The organism is Microbacterium sp. (assembly GCF_036277215.1).
Classification (GTDB): domain Bacteria; phylum Actinomycetota; class Actinomycetes; order Actinomycetales; family Microbacteriaceae; genus Microbacterium.
Genome location: NZ_DASUNI010000154.1, coordinates 1 through 18,656, shown reverse-complemented (window position 1 = coordinate 18,656; position 18,656 = coordinate 1). Strand labels below are relative to the sequence as shown.

Annotated in this window: 19 protein-coding genes, 1 tRNA gene and 1 pseudogene; 14 read left to right on the top strand and 7 right to left on the bottom strand. The window is 69.8% G+C overall.

Annotated elements, in window-relative coordinates; genetic code table 11:
• The 7 genes from VFX99_RS07940 to VFX99_RS07910 all read left to right on the top strand — a co-directional run.
• A partial coding sequence (locus tag VFX99_RS07940) for an aldo/keto reductase (protein WP_329665758.1) occupies positions 1 to 391 on the top strand: 391 nt, incomplete at its 5' end.
• Positions 388 to 1,311 carry a 4-(cytidine 5'-diphospho)-2-C-methyl-D-erythritol kinase gene (locus tag VFX99_RS07935; RefSeq protein WP_329665757.1) on the top strand — a complete coding sequence of 308 codons (924 nt, stop codon included), beginning with the start codon at positions 388 to 390 and terminating at the stop codon, positions 1,309 to 1,311. The genes VFX99_RS07940 and VFX99_RS07935, both read left to right, overlap by 4 nt.
• A 259-nt stretch (positions 1,312 to 1,570) precedes the next feature.
• The gene (locus tag VFX99_RS07930) at positions 1,571 to 2,392 is read left to right on the top strand and encodes an ABC transporter ATP-binding protein (protein ID WP_329665756.1); all 822 of its coding nucleotides are present in this window, start codon (positions 1,571 to 1,573) and stop codon (positions 2,390 to 2,392) included.
• Positions 2,389 to 3,072: an ABC transporter permease gene (locus VFX99_RS07925; RefSeq protein WP_329665755.1), complete on the top strand. Its 684-nt coding sequence runs from the start codon at positions 2,389 to 2,391 to the stop codon at positions 3,070 to 3,072. The genes VFX99_RS07930 and VFX99_RS07925 overlap by 4 nt, the downstream gene beginning before the upstream one ends.
• A complete protein-coding gene (locus tag VFX99_RS07920) occupies positions 3,069 to 3,803 on the top strand; it encodes an ABC transporter permease (RefSeq protein ID WP_329665754.1) in 735 nt (244 codons plus the stop codon). Before VFX99_RS07925 ends, VFX99_RS07920 begins: the two co-directional genes overlap by 4 nt.
• 35 nt (positions 3,804 to 3,838) lie before the next feature.
• Entirely contained in the window at positions 3,839 to 4,756 is a 918-nt protein-coding gene (locus tag VFX99_RS07915) for an ABC transporter substrate-binding protein (protein WP_329665753.1), read from the top strand.
• Between the two features lie 134 nt (positions 4,757 to 4,890).
• Positions 4,891 to 5,499, top strand: coding sequence for a GrpB family protein (locus VFX99_RS07910; protein ID WP_329665752.1), 609 nt, complete (start codon positions 4,891 to 4,893; stop codon positions 5,497 to 5,499).
• Positions 5,500 to 5,621: 122 nt separating this feature from the next.
• On the opposite strand, the gene VFX99_RS07905 is transcribed toward VFX99_RS07910, so the two are convergent.
• The 4 genes from VFX99_RS07905 to VFX99_RS07890 form a co-directional block, all read right to left on the bottom strand.
• Complete coding sequence (locus VFX99_RS07905) at positions 5,622 to 7,403, bottom strand: ABC-F family ATP-binding cassette domain-containing protein (RefSeq protein ID WP_329665751.1); 1,782 nt, start codon at positions 7,401 to 7,403, stop codon at positions 5,622 to 5,624.
• A gap of 133 nt (positions 7,404 to 7,536) precedes the next feature.
• Positions 7,537 to 7,761 (bottom strand): hypothetical protein, encoded by a 225-nt coding sequence (locus VFX99_RS07900; RefSeq protein WP_329665750.1) that lies wholly within the window; start codon positions 7,759 to 7,761, stop codon positions 7,537 to 7,539.
• Complete coding sequence (locus VFX99_RS07895; RefSeq protein ID WP_329665749.1) at positions 7,758 to 9,233, bottom strand: SDR family NAD(P)-dependent oxidoreductase; 1,476 nt, start codon at positions 9,231 to 9,233, stop codon at positions 7,758 to 7,760. The genes VFX99_RS07900 and VFX99_RS07895 overlap by 4 nt, the downstream gene beginning before the upstream one ends.
• 36 nt (positions 9,234 to 9,269) lie before the next feature.
• A complete protein-coding gene (locus tag VFX99_RS07890; RefSeq protein WP_329665748.1) occupies positions 9,270 to 9,767 on the bottom strand; it encodes a MarR family winged helix-turn-helix transcriptional regulator in 498 nt (165 codons plus the stop codon).
• A 203-nt stretch (positions 9,768 to 9,970) separates the two neighbouring features.
• On the opposite strand from VFX99_RS07890, the gene VFX99_RS07885 reads away from it, so the two are divergent.
• From VFX99_RS07885 to VFX99_RS07860, 6 genes are all read left to right on the top strand, one after another.
• Positions 9,971 to 10,042 (top strand) — tRNA-Gln (locus tag VFX99_RS07885).
• A 1-nt stretch (position 10,043) separates the two neighbouring features.
• The gene (gene glmU / locus VFX99_RS07880) at positions 10,044 to 11,516 is read left to right on the top strand and encodes a bifunctional UDP-N-acetylglucosamine diphosphorylase/glucosamine-1-phosphate N-acetyltransferase GlmU (RefSeq protein ID WP_329665747.1); all 1,473 of its coding nucleotides are present in this window, start codon (positions 10,044 to 10,046) and stop codon (positions 11,514 to 11,516) included.
• Positions 11,491 to 12,525 carry a ribose-phosphate diphosphokinase gene (locus VFX99_RS07875; RefSeq protein WP_329665746.1) on the top strand — a complete coding sequence of 345 codons (1,035 nt, stop codon included), beginning with the start codon at positions 11,491 to 11,493 and terminating at the stop codon, positions 12,523 to 12,525. Before glmU ends, VFX99_RS07875 begins: the two co-directional genes overlap by 26 nt.
• Positions 12,526 to 12,641: 116 nt before the next feature.
• Positions 12,642 to 13,151 carry a hypothetical protein gene (locus tag VFX99_RS07870; RefSeq protein WP_329665745.1) on the top strand — a complete coding sequence of 170 codons (510 nt, stop codon included), beginning with the start codon at positions 12,642 to 12,644 and terminating at the stop codon, positions 13,149 to 13,151.
• Between the two features lie 10 nt (positions 13,152 to 13,161).
• A complete protein-coding gene (locus VFX99_RS07865) occupies positions 13,162 to 14,043 on the top strand; it encodes an FAD:protein FMN transferase (RefSeq protein ID WP_329665744.1) in 882 nt (293 codons plus the stop codon).
• Between the two features lie 56 nt (positions 14,044 to 14,099).
• The gene (locus VFX99_RS07860; protein ID WP_414684340.1) at positions 14,100 to 15,611 is read left to right on the top strand and encodes an FAD-dependent oxidoreductase; all 1,512 of its coding nucleotides are present in this window, start codon (positions 14,100 to 14,102) and stop codon (positions 15,609 to 15,611) included.
• A gap of 45 nt (positions 15,612 to 15,656) precedes the next feature.
• Here the strand turns inward: VFX99_RS07860 and VFX99_RS07855 are convergent, their stop codons facing one another.
• A complete protein-coding gene (locus VFX99_RS07855; RefSeq protein WP_414684339.1) occupies positions 15,657 to 17,093 on the bottom strand; it encodes a sensor histidine kinase in 1,437 nt (478 codons plus the stop codon).
• A gap of 131 nt (positions 17,094 to 17,224) precedes the next feature.
• Positions 17,225 to 17,959: a response regulator transcription factor gene (locus VFX99_RS07850; RefSeq protein WP_329665741.1), complete on the bottom strand. Its 735-nt coding sequence runs from the start codon at positions 17,957 to 17,959 to the stop codon at positions 17,225 to 17,227.
• A gap of 119 nt (positions 17,960 to 18,078) precedes the next feature.
• Between VFX99_RS07850 and VFX99_RS07845 the strand changes: the two genes are divergently transcribed.
• The gene (locus VFX99_RS07845) at positions 18,079 to 18,222 is read left to right on the top strand and encodes a hypothetical protein (RefSeq protein ID WP_329665740.1); all 144 of its coding nucleotides are present in this window, start codon (positions 18,079 to 18,081) and stop codon (positions 18,220 to 18,222) included.
• Between the two features lie 10 nt (positions 18,223 to 18,232).
• Here VFX99_RS07845 and VFX99_RS07840 read toward each other — a convergent pair.
• Positions 18,233 to 18,656 (bottom strand): annotated as a pseudogene (locus VFX99_RS07840) (NAD-dependent dehydratase); the annotation flags it as partial.

The window sequence follows — 18,656 nt, the reverse complement described above, 5'->3', positions numbered from 1 at the left end:
GAAGCAGGAGGGCATGGGCGCGATCGCCTTCACGCCGCTGGCCCAGGGCCTGCTGACGGCGAAATATCTCGGCGACGGCACCGCCGAGCGGGCGCAGAACCGCTCGTCGCTGCCGCAGACCACGCTGTCGCCGACCGGACTGAAGACCCTTCGGGGACTCGATGTGATCGCGAAGGAACGCGGGCAGAGCCTGGCGCAGATGGCCATCCAGTGGGTGCTGCGCGACCCGGTCGTGACGTCGGCGCTGATCGGAGCGTCGCGCATCGAGCAGCTCGACGAGAACCTCGCGGCGCTCGAGGGCCCGGGGTTCTCCGCCGAGGAACTCGAGATGATCGACACCCTCTCGGACGGCATCGACGTGGACATCTGGGCGGAGTCGGCGCAACTGTGAGCCATTCCGTCGTCGCCGACCGCATCCACGTGCGGGCGCCCGGCAAGCTGAACCTCTTCTTCGAGGTGGGCGACGTGCAGGACGACGGATATCACGATGTGGCGTCCGCCTACCAGGCGGTCTCACTCTACGAGGATGTCTGGGCCGAGCACGCGGCGGACTTCTCCGTGACGGTCTCGGGGACGGTCGACGTGTCCGGTGTCCCGGCCGACGACCGCAACCTGGCGATGCGCGCGGCCCGCCTCGTCGCCCAGAAGATCGGGCACTCGGGAGGCGTGCACCTCGACATCGTCAAGCACGTTCCGGTGGCCGGGGGGATGGGGGGCGGTTCAGCGGATGCCGCGGCCGCTCTGGTCGCGTGCGACGCGCTCTGGGGCGCGGACCTCGGAGCGTCGCAGCTGAGTCAGCTCGCCGCCCGGCTGGGGGCCGATGTGCCCTTCGCGCTCATGGGCGGCACCGCGATCGGGACCGGCCGTGGTGACGAGCTGAGCCCGGCGCTCGCGAAGGGCCGCTTCGACTGGGTCGTGGTCCCCTCCGACGTCGGGCTGTCCACCCCCGAGGTCTACGCTCACCTGGACGCGCTGCGCACCACGCCCGACATCGTGCGCGCGGCGCGCGTGCCGACCGTGCACCTCGGAGTGCTCCAGGCGCTGCGCGCCGGCGACCCGATCGCACTCGCCGAACGTGCGCGCAACGACCTGCAGGCGGCTGCGCTGTCCCTGCGGCCGCAGCTTCGCGACGCGCTCGAACTCGGCGAGCAGGCCGGAGCGCTCGTCGGCCTGGTGTCGGGATCCGGTCCGACCCTGGCGTTCCTGGCGAGCGATCCGGAGTCGGCGCTCGAGCTGCAGGTCGTCTTGTCGGCCGCGGGCTACCAGGCACTGCACGTGCACGGCCCGGTGCACGGCGCGCGGGTCCTGTAGACCCCCTACGTCGCCGCGGACGTCCGCGGCACGATAGCGCGCGGCGCAACGTGGCGCAATGATGCGACTTTTCGGATCCCGTGTCCGAGGGGTTCGCTACGCTCGAATGCGGTCGGGGCGCCCGGCTGTTGTGACGAGGCGAGAAGCGCCGCCCTCCCGAGCGATCGGGCGCTTCCCGGAAGGAATCCATGCAGGTGCGACCCAGCAGGACTCTCATGCCGAACGCCCGATTCGATGCGGCCGAGAGCAGGTCCGAGCGATGATCGAATTCACCTCCGTCACCAAGGAGTTCCCCGACGGCACCCGCGCCGTCGAAGACTTCAACCTCGTGATCCCGTCGCGCAAGACGACGGTCTTCGTGGGGTCGTCGGGCTGCGGCAAGACCACGCTGCTGCGGATGATCAACCGGATGGTCGAGCCGACAGGCGGCGACATCGAGATCGACGGCGACAGCATCCTGCGAACGGATGCCGTCAAGCTGCGTCGCAGCATCGGCTACGTGATGCAGAACTCCGGGCTCATGCCCCACTTCACCGTGATCGACAACGTCGCCACAGTGCCGGTGCTCAGCGGAGTGCCCAAGAAGCAGGCACGCGAGCAGGCGCTCGGGCTGCTCGACACCGTCGGCCTCGATCGATCGCTCGCCAAGCGCTACCCCAGTCAGCTCTCGGGCGGTCAGCAGCAGCGCGTGGGCGTCGCACGCGGGCTCGCCGCCGACCCCAACATCCTGCTCATGGATGAGCCGTTCGGGGCGGTGGACCCCATCGTCCGCGCCGATCTGCAGCAGGAGCTCATCCGGTTGCAGCGCGAGCTGGGCAAGACGGTGGTATTCGTGACCCACGACATCGACGAGGCGTTCCTCCTCGGCGACCAGGTCGTGATCCTGCAGAAGGGCGCGCAGATCGCCCAGGTCGGATCCCCGAGCGACATCATCGAGAACCCCGCGGACGATTTCGTCGCGAGCTTCATCGGCTCCGACCGGGGTCGGCGTGCACTCTCGCTCAAGGAGACCGACCGCGGCACCGTGGTCGTCGACAGTGAGGGCCGCACCCAGGGCGCGATCGTCAGGACCAGCCCGTGAACTGGGTCGCGAACAACCTCGATCTGATCTGGGAGCTCACGCTCGTCCACCTGCGTCAATCGATCATCGCGATCATCCTGGGCTTCGTGCTGTCACTTCCGCTCGGATGGCTCGCCTGGAGGTATCGCGCGGCACGCGGCGGCATCCTGACCGTCACCGGTCTGCTCTACACGATCCCGTCCCTCGCGCTGCTGCCGATCCTGCCCGTGCTGCTGGGCACGCCGATCTTCAGCGAGGTCAATCTGATCCTCGCTCTGACCATCTACGCGATCGCGCTCATGGTGCGCTCGGTCGCCGACGGGCTCGGATCCGTCGACACGTCGGTGCGGCTGTCCGCCACGGCGATGGGCTACGGAGCCGGTCGCCGCTTCTGGGCCGTCGACTTCCCGCTGGCCGCGCCCGTCATCCTCGCAGGCCTGCGCGTCACCGCCGTGAGCACGATCGCCCTCGCGACCGTCGGTGCGCTGATCGGCGTGACCAACCTGGGCTATCTGTTCACCAACGGCTCGCAGCGCCGCATCATCCCCGAGGTTCTCGCGGGGATCGTGGCCGTGCTGCTCATCGCCCTCGTGATCGACGGTCTGCTGATCGCCGCCGGCCGCGTGCTCATGCCGTGGACGCGGGCTCAGCGACGCCGCGTGCGGCGCGCCGAGCTTCCGTTGGAGGTGCGCGTCGCATGAACCTCATCGGCCAGGCGATCGCCTGGATCTTCTCCGGTGACACCGGCCGGCTGGCGCCGATTCCGGTGGCGCTCTTCGAGCACCTGCTCTACACGTTCTCCGCCGTGCTGGTCGCGGCGCTCATCGCCGTGCCGGTCGGCTGGCTGATCGGGCACACCGGCAAGGGACGCGACTTCGCGGTGGCGGTCTCGGGCGCAGCGCGGGCGATTCCGTCTTTCGGCCTGCTGATCCTGCTGGTGCTGCTCTTCGGCGTGCTGCGCACGTTCGAGGCTGCGCTGATCACCTTCGTGCTGCTGGCGATCCCGTCGATCCTCGCCGGCGCCTACACCGGCTTCGAGGCGATCGATCGCAAGGTCATCGACGCCGCCCGGTCGATGGGCATGACCGAATGGCAGATCCTGTGGCGCGTCGAGGTTCCGCTCGGGCTGTCGCTGCTCGTCGCCGGCATCCGCTCGGCCACCCTCCAGGTGGTGGCGACTGTGACGATCGCTGCGTACGTGAATCTCGGCGGCCTGGGTCAATACATCCTCGCCGGCATTCCGCTCCGCCGCTTCGACATCGTCCTGGGCGGAGCGATCCTGGTCGCGGCGCTGGCGCTCGTCCTGGACGGCGTCTTCGCCCTGCTGCAGCGCGCGTCGGTCCCTCACGGCGTCCGCGTCGCGCAATCCGAACATCGCCCCTCTCCGAAGAGATCGGCGGCCGCTCGCACGGCGGCCACCGCTCGCGCATGACACTCGATATCCCAACCCAGAGGAAGAGAAATCCCATGTTCACAGCAAGGAAGACCCGGCTCGCGCTCGGCGCGGCCGTCCTGACCGGTGTCGCGCTCGTCGCCGCCGGCTGCGCGTCCGGCGACCCGCTGGCAGCCGACACCGACGCGCCCGCTGCCGACGGCGAGACCATCGTCATCGGCTCGCAGGCGTACTACTCGAACGAGATCATCGCCGAGATCTACGCCCAGGCGCTGGAGAGCGGCGGCTTCGAGGTCTCGCGCGACGCCTTCAACGCCGGCCAGCGCGACGCGTACATCCCGGCGCTCGAGGCGGGCGAGATCACGCTGTTTCCGGAGTACACGGGCAATCTGCTCCAGTTCTTCGACCCGGAGACCCCCGCGCGCACCTCCGAGGATGTCTACGCGGCGCTGCCGGATGCGCTGCCCGAGGGCCTCAGCGTCCTCGACCAGTCCACGGCCACCGACCAGGACTCGTACACGGTGACCGCCGCGTTCGCCGACGAGAACTCCCTCGTCGAGATCGGCGACCTCGCCAAGGTGACCACGCCCCTCACGCTCGGCGGCAACGCCGAGCTCGCGGAGCGTCCGTACGGCCCCACCGGCCTGCTCGAGGTCTACGGCGTGACCGTCGGCTTCGACGACACCGCCGACACCACGGTAGACGCCCTCGTGGCGAACGAGATCCAGGTCGCGAACGTCTACACCGCCGACCCGCGCATCCAGACGAAGGACCTCGTCGTGCTCGAAGACCCCGAGGGGCTCTTCCTGGCGTCGAACGTCGTCCCCGTCGTCAGCGGCGAGCTGCCCGACGGTGCCGCCGAGATCATCAACGCGGTAAGCGCAGCGCTCACCCCGGAGGGTCTCGTGGCCCTCAACGTGCAGAGCACCGAGGACCAGGAGTCGACGCCCGACATCGCGAAGGCGTGGCTCGAGGAGAACGACCTGCTCTAAGCCGGCTGGTCGGGCCGCACCGGCCCGCCTACCTGGCCGCGAGACTGCAATGGCACGTCGAGACTGCGGGGTCCACCCGCAGTCTCGATCACCCGTTGCAGTCTCGCGGTCGTTGCGGGTCGTACCATCGGGGGATGCCGCGCGCTGAGGACATCGTCCGCTTCGACGACGCGCCCAGCCCGCCGGGCGAGAGCCCGTGGGTCCCGGGCGCGGCGCCGTCGCGGGAGATCGCCATCGTGGATGCGGATCCGGGTTGGCCGCAGGTGTTCGGCGAGCTGGAGCGGCGCGTTCGGGCGGCGCTCGGCGACGCGGCGCTGAGCATCACGCACGTCGGCTCGACGTCGGTTCCGGACCTGCCGGCCAAGCCCGTGATCGACATCGACCTGATCGTCGCCGATTCCGCCGACGAGCGCGCGTATCTTGCGCAGCTCGAAGCCGCCGGGTTCACCCTCACCATCCGGGAACCCTGGTGGTACGAGCACCGCTGTCTGGTCCTCGCTGATCCGCGCTGCAATCTGCACGTGTTCTCGCCGGACAACCCGGAGGCAGCACGGCATGTGCTGTTCCGCGACTGGCTGCGCCGGCATCCGGATGATCGTGACCGCTACCGCGACGCGAAGCTGCAGGCATCGGATGCCGCCAACATCGCCGGCGAGCACGCCATGCAGTACAACGCCCGAAAGCAGCCCGTGATCCGCGAGATCTACGCGCGGGCCTTCCGCGCCGCCGGCTTCCTCCCCTGATGCCCTTTCCCGACCGCGAGACTGCAACCGCGCGTCGAGACTGCGGGGCTCACCCGCTGTCTCGCCGTCCCGTTGCAGCCTCGCGGACGGGGAGAGTCGGAGGCCAGGGGGAGATGCGCGGGTCAGTGCCCGAGCGACTCGCCGACCTCGAACCAGCGCTCCTCGAGCGACGCGACATCCTTCTCGAGGGTCTGCAGCTCGGCGTTGAGCTTGCCGATCCCGACGTAGTCGGACTGGTCGTGCGTCGCGAGGTCGTCGTGGGCGGCTTTGATGCGCTGCCCGAGCTTCGCCAGCTGCCGGTCGATCGCGCTCAGCTCCTTCTCGGCTGTGCGCCGGTCGGCCCCGGTCAGTCCGTCGGCGAGAGGCGTAGAAGCCGCCGCAGCGATCACCGGCGCATCGCGAGCCGCCGCACGCCGACGCAGGTATTCGTCGACGCCGCCGGGAAGATGCCGCAGCGCCCGATTCTCGATCGCATACTGCTGGTCGGTGACGCGCTCGAGAAGGTAGCGGTCGTGCGAGACCACGAGCAGCGTGCCCGGCCACGAGTCCAGCAGGTCTTCGAGAGCCGCGAGCATGTCGGTGTCGAGGTCGTTGGACGGCTCGTCGAGGATGAGCACATTCGGCTCGCCGAGCAGCACGAGCAGCAGCTGCAGCCGCCGCTTCTGCCCGCCCGACAGGTCGCGGACCGGGGTCGACAGCTCCGACGACCGGAAACCGAGACGCTCGAGCAGCTGAGTGGGGGTGAGCTCCTTGCCGCCCGTGACGTACGAGGTCTTCTGCAGCGCGAGCACATCGCGCACGCGCTCGTCCGCGTACTGGTCGAGCTCGGTGAGGCGCTGGCTCAGCACGGCGACCTGCACCGTCTTCCCGCGCTTCACGCGCCCCGACGTCGGCTGCACAGTGCCCGACACCAGGCCGAGCAGCGTCGACTTGCCCACTCCGTTGGGTCCGAGGATGCCGGTGCGCTCGCCCGGCGCGATACGCCATTCGACGTCTTCGAGGATCGGGCCGGCACCGTAGTCGACGCCCGCATCGAGCAGGTCGACGACGTCTTTGCCCAGGCGGGCGGTAGCGAGCTTGGCGAGCTCCACGTTGTCTCGGGGAGGCGGCTCGTCTTCGATGAGCTGGGTCGCCGCGTCGATGCGGAACTTCGGCTTCGAAGTGCGCGCCGGAGCGCCGCGGCGCAGCCAGGCGAGCTCTTTGCGCAGGATGTTGCGGCGCTTGGTCTCGGCGAGGTTCGACTGCCTCTGACGCTCGACGCGCTGCAGGACGTAGGCCGCGTAACCGCCCTCGAACGGGTCGACCGTGCCGTCGTGCACCTCCCACATGCGTGTGCACACGGCATCCAGGAACCAGCGATCGTGCGTGACGAGCAGCAGGCCGCCGGCGTTGCGGGCCCACCGGTCGGCGAGGTGTGCCGCGAGCCAGGCGATGCCCTCTACATCGAGGTGGTTCGTGGGCTCGTCGAGCGCGACCACGTCCCATTCGCCGACGAGCAGGCGGGCCAGGCCCACCCGGCGGCGCTGCCCGCCCGACAGGGATGAGACGACGGTGTCGAGCGGCACGTCCCGCAGCAGCCCGTCGAGCACGTCGCGCACGCGCGCATCCCCGAGCCACTCGTGCTCGGGGCGGTCGCCCACGATCGCGTGGCGCACCGTCTCGTCGTCGGGCAGATCGTCGTCCTGGGCCAGCATCCCCACGCGGACTCCGCCGCGGGAGGTGACGCGTCCGGAGTCGGGATCGAGGCGGCCGGTCAGCACCTTCATCAGCGTCGACTTGCCGTCGCCGTTGCGGCCGACGATGCCGATGCGATCGCCGCCGTCGACGCCGACGGTCACGTCATCGAGCACGACTTTCGCGGGGAACTCGACGTGCAGATGCTCTCCGCCGAGGAGGTGGGCCATCCGTCAAGCCTAAGCGCGGCTCCGCGAGTCCCGAACCCGCGCCTTCCCTGCGAACCCATGCGTTCCGGTGCCGGGTAGCGTGTGGACTCGCGCCGAAAGGATGGGTTCGGCACCAGAGCGCCAGAGCGCAGCCTCACCGAGCGACGCGCGGCGGCGGAGGGGGCGGGACTTCCTTCGCGGCGATCACCGTCGAAAGCGCCACCGAATCCGGCCCGCGCTTGGTCTCCACGACGACATGCTCGGCATCCCGCGCGCGGAGGTGGCCCAGCGCGTCCGTCGCCCGACCGTCGTCGAGCCGGTACCTCACCACGACGCGGGTGCCGATCGGGATGCTGCGCAGGAACTCGTCCGGTGTCACCAGCTGCCGACCGAGTAGTCCTTCAGGAACACCCCGAACACGTCTTCGCCCGCCTCGCCGCGGACGATCGGATCGTAGACCCGCGCCGCCCCGTCGACGAGGTCGAGCGGAGCATGGAAGCCCTCCTCGGCCAGCCGCACCTTCGTGGGGTGAGGTCGCTCATCCGTGATCCACCCGGTGTCGACGCTGGTCATGAGGATGCCGTCCGTCTCGTACATCTCCCGCGCGCTCGTACGGGTGAGCATGTTCACGGCCGCCTTCGCCATGTTCGTGTGCGGGTGGCCGGGACCCTTGTAGCCGCGACCGAAGACGCCTTCCATCGCGCTGACGTTCACCACGTAGGTCCGGCGCGCCGCACTCGCGGCCAGCGACGGCCGCAGGTGCGACACCAGCAGGAAGGGCGCGGTCGTGTTCGCGAGCTGGACCTCCAGCATCTCGAGCGGATCGACCTGCTGGACGTGCTGCGTCCACGAGTTCGAGTCGTGCAGGTCGGGGAGCAGGCCGCCGGCGTCGATCGCCGTGCCTGCCGCGAGTCGATCGAGCGAGCTCGACCCGGCTGCCATCGCCTGCTCCGTCAGCTCCTCTGCGCGTGACGCCGCCGCGGCCAGAATCGGATGCGCGCTCACCGACTGCGCGAGCGCGAGCGGGTGGGCGTCGTTCGTGTGACCGAACGTGACCAGCTCGGGGAGCGGCCCGTCCGGCAGCGGCGCCAGCTCAGCGTCGACGAGGGGCTGGTACGCGCCGGGCGAGCGGCGCACCGTCTGAGTGGCGTTGTTGATCAGGATGTCCAGGGGACCCTGGGCGGCCACCGATTCGGCCAGACCGATCACCTGAGCGGGGTCGCGCAGGTCGATTCCGACGACGCGGAGCCGGTTCATCCACTCGGGTGAATCGGGAAGGCCGGTGAAGCGGCGTACGGCGTCGCGCGGGAAGCGGGTGGTGATCGTCGTGTGCGCGCCGTCGCGCAGCAGCCGCAGCGCGATGTACATGCCGATCTTGGCGCGACCGCCCGTCAGCAGCGCGCGGCGCCCGGTCAGGTCGGTGCGCGCCTCGCGCTTGGCGTGGCTCATCGCGGCGCACGCAGGGCAGAGCTGGTGGTAGAACGCGTCGACCTGCGTGTAGGACTGCTTGCAGATGTAGCACGGCCGGGCCTTGATCAGCGTGCCTGCGGTCGCCGCGCTCGCGCGCGTTCCGAGCGGGATGCCGCGCGTCTCGTCGTCGATGCGGTCGGGTGCTCCGGTCGCCGTCGCCGCGACCACCGAACGATCGGCTTCGGCGATGCTCGCCCTCTTCTCGAGCCGCCGCTCCCTCTTGGCCGACTTGAACATCTTCGCGGTCGCTCGACGCACGGTCGCATAATCGGGATGCGTCGGGTCCACGGCTTCCATCTGAGCCAGAACCTTGAGGGTGATCTCGAGCTCGAACGGGTCGATGCCGCTCGGGATCAGGGGACGGGGATCGTCGGAGGGCACACGGAATTCTACGCCGAGGCGGATCCGAGCCCGCTGTCAGGCGTCGAAGCCCAGGCTGAGCTTGCGCAACAGTCCCGCCAGCCGCTCCCGATCCGAGCGTGACAGCGTGTCCAGCAGCAGTGCTTCGGCATCCACGAGGCGGGTGATGGCCGCATCGACTCGTGTGCGTCCATCGCCGGTCAAGGTGACCAGGATGCTGCGCCCGTCGTCCGGGTCGGCCTCGCGTCGCACGAGCCGGCGGCTGACCAGCCGGTCGATCCGGTTGGTCATGGTTCCGCTCGAGACGAGCGTCTGCTGCAGCAGCGCCTTGGGACTGAGCTGGAACGGCTCCCCGGCGCGGCGCAGGGCGGACAGGACGTCCCACTCCCAGGGCTCCAGGTCGCTGCGCCGGAACGCGTCGCGTCGCGCGCGGTCCAGGTGGCGCGAGAGTCGGTCCACGCGGGAGAGCACCTCGAGGGGCGAGAAGTCGAGGTCGGGTCGCTGCGCGATCCACGCCTCGACGATCCGGTCGACCTCGTCCGTCTCCTGCGCCATGGGCCCATTATCGCGGGCGGGCGGCAGCTGCTCGCGCCTCCGCCGATCGGACGCGAAGTGCCGCGTCGAAACCCGGCGCGAGCGGCGCGTTGCGGCCGTTCACCATCCACGCCCGCGAACGCTCGGCACAGCGGTCGAAGGGCAGCGGGGCGCGGGCAGCCGTCTGGCAGACTTGACGGGCGGCCGGCAGGCGGAGGCCGCGGTCCGCCGTGGTGTAATGGCAGCACGACAGCCTTTGGAGCTGTTAGGTCTAGGTTCGAATCCTGGCGGCGGAGCATGTCTGAGAACATCACCGAAACCCAGTTGGCTGTCGTCATCCTCGCCGCGGGCCAGGGGACGCGCATGAAGTCGACGCTCCCGAAGGTGCTGCACCGGATCGGCGGCCGACCGCTGCTGGGCCACGTGCTCGACACGGCGCGCGCGCTGAGCCCGCAGAGCGTTCTGGTCGTCGTCCGGCACGAACGCGACATGGTCGCCGACGTCGTCCTGGACATCGCGCCGGAGATCGTCGTCGTCGACCAGGACGAGGTGCCGGGCACCGGGCGTGCCGTCGAGATCGCGCTCGCACAGGTTCCCGACTTCACCGGTGACGTGCTGGTGCTCAGTGGCGATGTCCCGCTCCTGGACGGAGACACGCTGTCGCGCCTCATCCGCCGGCACCGCGAGAGCGGGGCGGCCGCGACCGTCCTGAGCGCCGTCGTGGACGACGCCACCGGATACGGTCGCGTCATCCGCGATTCCGCCGGCGGCGTCCAGCGGATCGTGGAGCAGAAGGATGCCACCGACGACGAGGCATCGATCACCGAGATCAACGCCGGGGTCTACGTCTTCCAGGCGGCGCCGTTGCGCGCCCACATCTCGCTGGTGGGCACCGCGAACGCCCAGGGGGAGCGGTACCTCACCGACGTGGTGGCGCTGCTGCGCGATTCGCGCCTCGCGGTCGGGGTGTCGCAGGCGACGGACGCCACGGCGGCACTCGGCGTGAACGACCGCGTCCAGCTGTCCGAGGCCGCGCGGCTGCTCAACGCCCGGACGGTGCGCCGCTGGCAGCTGGAGGGCGCGATGATCCTCGACCCGGCGACCACCTGGATCGACGTGACCGCCACGCTCGCGCCGGATGTGACGGTCCTTCCGAACACGCACATCCTGCGCTCGACCAGCATCGCGGAGGGCGCCACGGTGGGGCCCGACACGAGCCTCGTGGACTGCGAGGTCGGCGAGAACGCGACGGTCACTCGCACCGACGCGACCCTCGCCGTGATCGGTGCCGGCGCCACCGTCGGGCCGTTCGCCTACCTGCGGCCGAATACCATCCTCGGAACCCGCGGGAAGATCGGGACCTTCGTCGAGACGAAGAACTCGACGATCGGCGACCGCAGCAAGGTGCCGCACCTGTCCTACATCGGCGACACCACCATCGGGACGGGTGTCAACCTCGGAGCCGGCGCCATCACCGCCAACTACGACGACATCGCCAAGCACCGCACCGAGATCGGCGACGAGGTCCACACCGGCTCGCACAACGTCTTCGTGGCGCCCGTTAGGATCGGAGCAGGCGCGAAGACCGGGGCCGGGGCGGTGATCCGCAAGGATGTGCCCGCCGGTGCACTGGCGCTCAGCGTGGCCCCTCAACGCAACGTCGAGGGTTGGGTCGAGACGAACAGACCGGGGACCGGCGCGGCAGAGGTCGCGGCGAAAGCTCGGTCCGCACAGAAGGCGGACGATGGCGCGCAAGAGGAAGACGGTTGATCTCGACCGCGAGAACGACATCGCCCCCGGACTTGTCGCCAAGACCAAGAAGCGGCTCGTCGTCGCCGGCGGACGATCTCACCCGGCCCTCTCGGCAGACGTCGCCTCCGCCATCGGCACCGAACTGGTGCCCACCGAGTACCGCACGTTCGCCTCGGGTGAGATCCTCACGCGCTTCGAGGTTTCGATCCGCGGCTGCGACTTCTTCCTGATTCAGAGCTTCGGGCCGCCCGTCAACGAGTGGCTGATGGAGACGCTGATCATGCTGGATGCCGCGAAGCGGGCGTCCGCCAAGCGCATCACCGTCGTCGCGCCGTACTATCCGTACTCCCGGCAGGACAAGAAGAGCCGCGGACGCGAGCCCATCAGCGCCCGACTGGTCGCGGACCTGCTGAAGACCGCAGGCGCGGACCGCGTCATGAGCGTGGATCTGCACGCGGCCCAGATCCAGGGGTTCTTCGACGGGCCCGTGGATCACCTGTTCGCGAAGCCGGTGCTTCTCGAGTACTTCGAACGGACGCTCAGCTCCGACGACCGTGCGAAGCTCACCGTCGTCTCGCCCGACACCGGCCGCGTCCGCGTGGCCGACACCTGGTCTGACAGCCTCGGGGCGCCGCTGGCGATCATCCACAAGCGCCGCGACCCGAATGTCGCGAACCAGGTCACGGTCAATGAGATCGTCGGTCAGGTCGACGGTCGCGTATGCCTGCTCGTCGACGACATGATCGACACGGGCGGCACGATCGTCAAGGCCGCGGAGGCGCTGAAGAACAACGGCGCCGAGCGGGTCATCGTGGCAGCGACGCACGCGATCTTCAGCGACCCTGCCCCGCAGCGCCTGCAGTCCGACGCCATCGACGAGGTCGTGGTGACCGACACCGTCCCCATCCCGAAGAGCAAGCGATTCGCATCGCTCACGATCCTGCCCATCGCGCCGCTGCTCGCCCGCGCGATCCACGAGGTCTTCGAGGACGGGTCGGTCACGAGCATGTTCGACGGCGCCGCGTAGCCTGCAGGCCCGTTCGGTTCATAGGTTCTTCATAGTCGACACCGGCGAGTTGCCGGGACACGGCGTTTAGCGTGGAGGCAGACCTCGCAGCGAGGCACCGCAGAAGGAGGACCATCATGATCCGCACCGCCGCAGTACCCCGCCCCCTCCGCATCGGGGCAGCCGCCGTGGGCGTGGCCGGGGCCCTCGCCCTGGCCGGATGCGCGGCATCCGATACCGCCGCCGAAACCGCGACCGAGACGGACGTCACCACCGCCCCCGAGCCCAGCGCCACGACCACACCGGACTCGACCGCGACCGAGTCGTCCGCCGCTCCGGCCTCGGACAGCACCTACGTCGACGGAACCTACACCGCCGAGGGCTCCTACGCGACACCCGAGTCGGTCGAGACGATCAGCGTCACCGTCACGCTGGAGGACGACATCGTGACGGGCGTGGAGGTCGTCGGGAACCCGCAGAAAAGCGAGTCCGAGCGTTACCAGGGCGAGTTCATCGGCGGTATCGCCGATGTGGTCGTCGGACAGGACATCGACACGCTCTCGGTGAGCCGGGTCGCCGGGTCTTCGCTCACGAGCGGCGGATTCAACGAGGCGATCGAGACGATCAAGTCCGAAGCGACCGCCTAGCGAGACGTCGATGGCTGCCCCGACCGACGCGCCCGCATCGTCCCTGTGGCGCTTCGACGCCATCGGCACGGTCTGGCAGATCGAGACGACCGCGCCGGTGGCGGATGCCACCCGGGCGGCGGTCGCGAAGGCGATCGACGCGTTCGACCGCGAGTGGTCCCGGTTCCGGCCGGACTCGCTGGTCGCGGCGCTGGCAGGAGGTGCCGGCACGGTGCCGTCGCCGTCGGACGCGGCAGACATGCTCAACGCCTTCGTCGCTCTCGACCACGCGACGCGGGGAGCGGTCAGTCCGCTCGTCGGGGCTTCGCTGGAAGCCCGCGGCTACGACGCGTCGTACACGTTCGTCGATCACGGCGCCGTCCCCGCACCCCGGGCCTGGCAGGAACGCCTGCGCTGGGCCGACGGCAGCCTGACGCTCACCGAGCCGGCCGTGATCGACGTCGGCGCGCTGGGCAAGGGCCGCCTCGTCGACCGCGTGCTCGCCGTGGTCGCGGCGGACACCGACGGTGACCTCGTCGTCGACGCGAGCGGCGATCTGGCGGTCCGAGGCGGCGCTCAGCGCATTGCGCTCGAGCATCCGTACGACGCACGGCGCGCGATCGGCGTCGTCGAGGTGACGGATGCCGCGCTCTGCGCGTCGGCCACGAACCGGCGCGCGTGGGGGGACGGGCTGCACCACGTGCTCGATGCGCGCACCGGCGAACCCGTCCGCACCATGGCGGCGACGTGGGCGATCGGAGCGGACGCCATGCATGCCGACGCGATCGCCACCGCGCTGTTCTTCGACGGCGGGCCGGAGCTCGCGCACGACTGGGGCGTGGAGTGGGTTCGGATGACGACCGACGGCCGCGTCGAGTGGTCGCCCGGGAGTACGGCAGAGTTGTTCGTGTGATCGGAACCTTCACCTCGCTCTGGAACCGCGTCTTCGCGGTGCTCGGCCGAGTGTCCATGTATCGCCTGGTCCTCCTTTCGCTCGCGACTCTCGCGCTCGTCGCCTTCGTCCTGTCGTTCTTCGGGCTCGTCGTCCCCGGTCCCTGGGATCTGCTCGTCAGCGCGGCGGTGCTCGTGGTGGTGTGCGCGGGGACGGATGCTGCGGCTCAGCGCATCCTCCGGCTGCCGTGGCGGCTGGAGTCCTCGCTGATCACGGCGGGCATCCTGCTGTTCGTCCTGCGCCCCACGCTCGAGCCGCTGGGGCTCGTCGGGATCGCGCTCGCCGGTGCCGCGGCATCCCTGTCGAAGTACGTGCTCGCGTGGCGCGGCCGTCACGTTTTCAACCCCGCCGCGGTGGGAGCCACCGTCTTGACGCTCGTCAGCCTCGCCGCTCCCGCTCTGGGCGCATCGGCGTGGTGGGTCGGCAGCCCGGTTCTGGCCGGGCCGGTGATCGTGCTGGGGCTCGCCGTCCTCATCCGCACCGAGAAGGTGCGGGTCATCGCGGTGTTCGTGGTGACCGCCGTCGCCGTCGGGGTGCTGCGAACATCGGCGCAGTACCAGGCCGCGGGGCTCGCGGTGGAGGTCGGCGACGTGGTGTGGCCGGTACTGCTGTCCTCTCCCATCCTTTTCCTCGGGGCCTTCATGCTCTCCGAACCGCTGACGATGCCGCCTCGACGCTGGCAGCAGTTCACCGTGGCGATCGTCGTGGGCGTCCTGGTCGGCTGGCCCATCGACCTCGGCGTGATCAGCCTCGGTCAGGAGAGAGCACTGCTGATCGGGAACCTCCTGGCCTTCGCGTTCGCCTTCTCGGTGCGCGCTGCGGTCGGTCTGACCCTGGAGTCGCGCGCCGATCTGACCCCGACGGTGAAGGAGCTGACGTTCCGTGCGCGCCGTCGGGTGGCGTTCACACCCGGGCAGTACCTCGAGCTGGATGTGCCGCACCGGCATCCCGATGCCCGCGGGACGCGTCGCGAGTTCAGCATCGCATCCGCGCCCGAGGACCTGCCCACGCTCAAGGTCGCGTTCCGCGAAAACCCCGCGACCAAGACGCACAGCTCCTACAAGAAGGCGCTGGCTCAGGTGTCCGCGGGCGATGCGCTCGCCGTCACGGGTGTGTGGGGGGACTTCCTACTGCCGAAGAAGCCGGTGAACCCGGTTCTGATGGTCGCGGCCGGGATCGGCATCACGCCGTTCGTGTCGCAGCTGAGGCATATGCGACTTGCCGGCGAGGAGCGCGACATCGTCCTGGTGTACGTGGCCTCGGAGGCCTCGGAGTTGGCGTTCCGCGACGAGCTGGAGGCCTCAGGCGTGCCGGTCGTCGTCTTCACGCGGGACCGGCCGCCGGACCTGCCGCGGCACTGGCTGTGGGCGCGCGGCGTTCGCCTGGACGCCGAGGGCCTGCTGCAGGTGGTGCCCGACATCGCCGCCCGGCACGCGTACATCTCCGGGCCGGCGGCGCTCATCGCCGATCTGGCTCCCGCGCTGGAACGCGCGCGCTCGATCACCACAGACGCGTTCAGCGGATACTGAGCCTCAGGCCTCAGGCCTCAGGCCTCAGGCCTCAGACCTCAGGCCTCAGGCCTCCGGCCCAGCCGGCGCAGCGGGCAGGCGCACTTCGAAAGTCGTGTCTCCCGGCTCGCTGCGCACAGACAGGGTTCCGCCGTGGGCGGTCACGATCGCCTGCGCGATCGACAGTCCGAGGCCGGTGCCGCCGGTCTTGCGCGCACGGGACCGGTCCGCTCGCGAGAAGCGCTCGAACAGCTCGTCCGCCACGGCCGGATCGACACCGGGTCCGTCGTCGCTCACGCGGAGCACGGCGTCGCCGTCCTCGCGAGCGGCGCTGAGCGTCACGTGCGTACCGGGCGGCGTGTGGGTGCGGGCGTTGGCGAGCAGGTTGCCGACGACCTGGTGCAGCCGGGCCGCGTCGCCCGCGACGACGACGGGCTCCTCGTCGAGGTCGAGCTCCCAGTCGTGGTCGGGTCCGGCCGGCCGCGCATCGGCGATCGCCTCGATCGCGAGGCGCGAGAGATCGACGGTCCCGTACACCAACTCCCGTCCCTCATCCAGACGCGCGAGCAGCAGAAGGTCCTCCACGAGCCCGGTCATACGGATCGACTGCGCCTGGATGCGCTCGAGCGACGACTCCGTGGTCTCGACGATCCCGGGTCCCTGAGCCTGTTGCAGGGCGCGCAGCGACAGCTCGGAGTACCCGCGGATCGAGGCCAGCGGGGTGCGAAGCTCGTGGCTGGCGTCAGCGACGAATCGCCGCATCCGCTCTTCGTTGCGCTGCCGGGCATCCAGGGACTCGCCGACGTGATCGAGCAGGGTGTTCAGCGCGTGGCCGACGCGTCCGATCTCGGTGCGCTCGTCGGTCTCGTCGTCGGGCACGCGCTCGGTGATGGAGACCGCGCCCTCGGCGAGGGGGATCGATGCGACTCGGGTCGCGGTGTCGGCGACGGCGCGCAGCGGCTTGAGTCCGGCACGGATCACGAACGCGATCGCGGCGGCCAGCAGCAGCAGGCCACCGGCGGTGACGAGGGCGATCGTGGTCAGCGTCGCACCGATAGTGCTGCGCACCTCGGACACGGGAAGCCCCGCGATCCCCACGAAGGTGTCGCCCTGCACGAGTCGGATCCGGTAGTCGCCGACGCCGTCCCCCAGCGACACGGTGCTGAACGCCCCCTTCCGTACGGCGTCGCCGACCTCGGTGATCTGAGCGTCGGTGAGCCGGACGACCTCGCCCTCCGCGTCGATGTAGGCGCCGGAGACGGCGCCGTTCACGGACTGCGCGATGAAGAGGAAGCCCGGTTCCTGAGGTCCTTCGCTGAGCACATCGAACGCGTCTCGCGAGGGGTTCGGGAACTGGCCCATCTGCAGCGCGCGGCCCGCCTGGCCTGCGGCGTCCTCCAGTCGGTTGTCGAGATTCTGCTCCAGCACCCTGCCGAGAGCTGCACTCGTGGCGATCGCGACGATGATGAGGATGAGCGACACGATCCCGATGACCGTCGCCATCAGGCGGGTCTGCAGACTCCAGCGATGCCGGAACCGGCGTCGGGGAGGAGCGGGCTCCGGTGCAGGCGCCTCAGGTGCCGCGTCCGCGCTCGGATCGATGTCCGCGGCGGTGCCGGTGGGGGGAGCTGCGGTCACTGCGGCGCCTTGATCATGTAGCCGACGCCGCGGACGGTGTGGATGAGCGGCTCGCGGCCGGAGTCGATCTTCTTGCGCAGGTACGAGATGTACAGCTCGACGACGCTGGAGCGACCGCCGAAATCGTAATTCCAGACGCGATCGAGGATCTGCGCCTTGGACACCACGCGGCGCTGATTGCGCATGAGGAATCGCAGTAGTTCGAACTCGGTGGCCGTCAGCTCGAACTGATCGCCGCCGCGCTCGACCTCGTGGCTGTCCTCATTCAGCGACAGGTCGCCGACCCGCAGGATCGGCTCGGCGTCCGCCGACTGGGCGGTCCCGGCTCGCCGCATGAGGCCGCGAAGTCGCGCGACGACCTCCTCGAGGCTGAACGGCTTCGTCACGTAGTCATCGCCGCCGGCGGTCAGACCCGCAACGCGGTCGCCGACGGCATCCTTCGCAGTCAGGAAGAGCACGGGCACGTCGTTGCCCGAGTGACGCAGGCGCTGCAGCACGGCCATGCCGTCGAGGTCCGGCATCATGATGTCCAGGACGACGGCGTCGGGCTCGAAGTCGCGCGCGGCCTGAAGAGCATGGAATCCCGACCCGGCGGTGCGCACCTCCCACCCTTCCATGCGCAGCGCCATCGACAGGAGGTCGGTGAGCATCTGCTCGTCGTCGACGACGAGAACCCGGAGGGCAGAGCCGTCCGGGCGACGGAGCGAGGGGGCGGGAGCGGTAGCGGTCATGGCCCCATTGTGCGCCAGTTCCTATGTGCTTCCTATGGAGCGAGCTATGCGCTCGCTGTGAGATCTCGACCGCCTGCGCATATCCGTTTCGCTGGTCGCTCTGGGATGCCGACGAGCGCATGCGCGACGAGATCCTGGCCGTGCTGGAGACGTTGGACGCCGAAGGGCTCACGCTCATCATCGTCACGCACGATTCCGCGGTCGCGTCACGCGCCCGCCGGCGCCTGCGCCTGCACAAAGGCACGGTGCGCGAGGTGCGCTGACCCTGCGCGATCAGCCGGCGGAGCGCGCGTAGGCGGCGAGCCGGTCGAACAGGGCGTCTCGGCTCGCGTCGACCTTCTGGTCGGCAGGGTGCGCGTCGAAATGCTCGACGATGCGGCGCGCACCTTCGTCGAAGGTGATCGTGGTGCGGAACTCGGGGACGAGTGCCGCAACCTTGCTCACGTCGAACGTGACCGAATGGGACTTGTCGCCCAGCAGGCCGGGACCCAGCTCAGGCGAGAATGCGGCGATCGCCTCGGACGCGACATGCACGAAATCGGGTTCGGGCACGCCGGCGGCATCCGCCAGCCAGCCGTAGATCTGGTTCCACGTCGGCGCGTGCGTGCCCGTGATCGTGAACGCCTCGCCGATCGCGGCCGGGTTGCCCAGCAGGCCCGCGAAGGCGACCGCGAAGTCGTCGCTGTGCGTCAAGGTC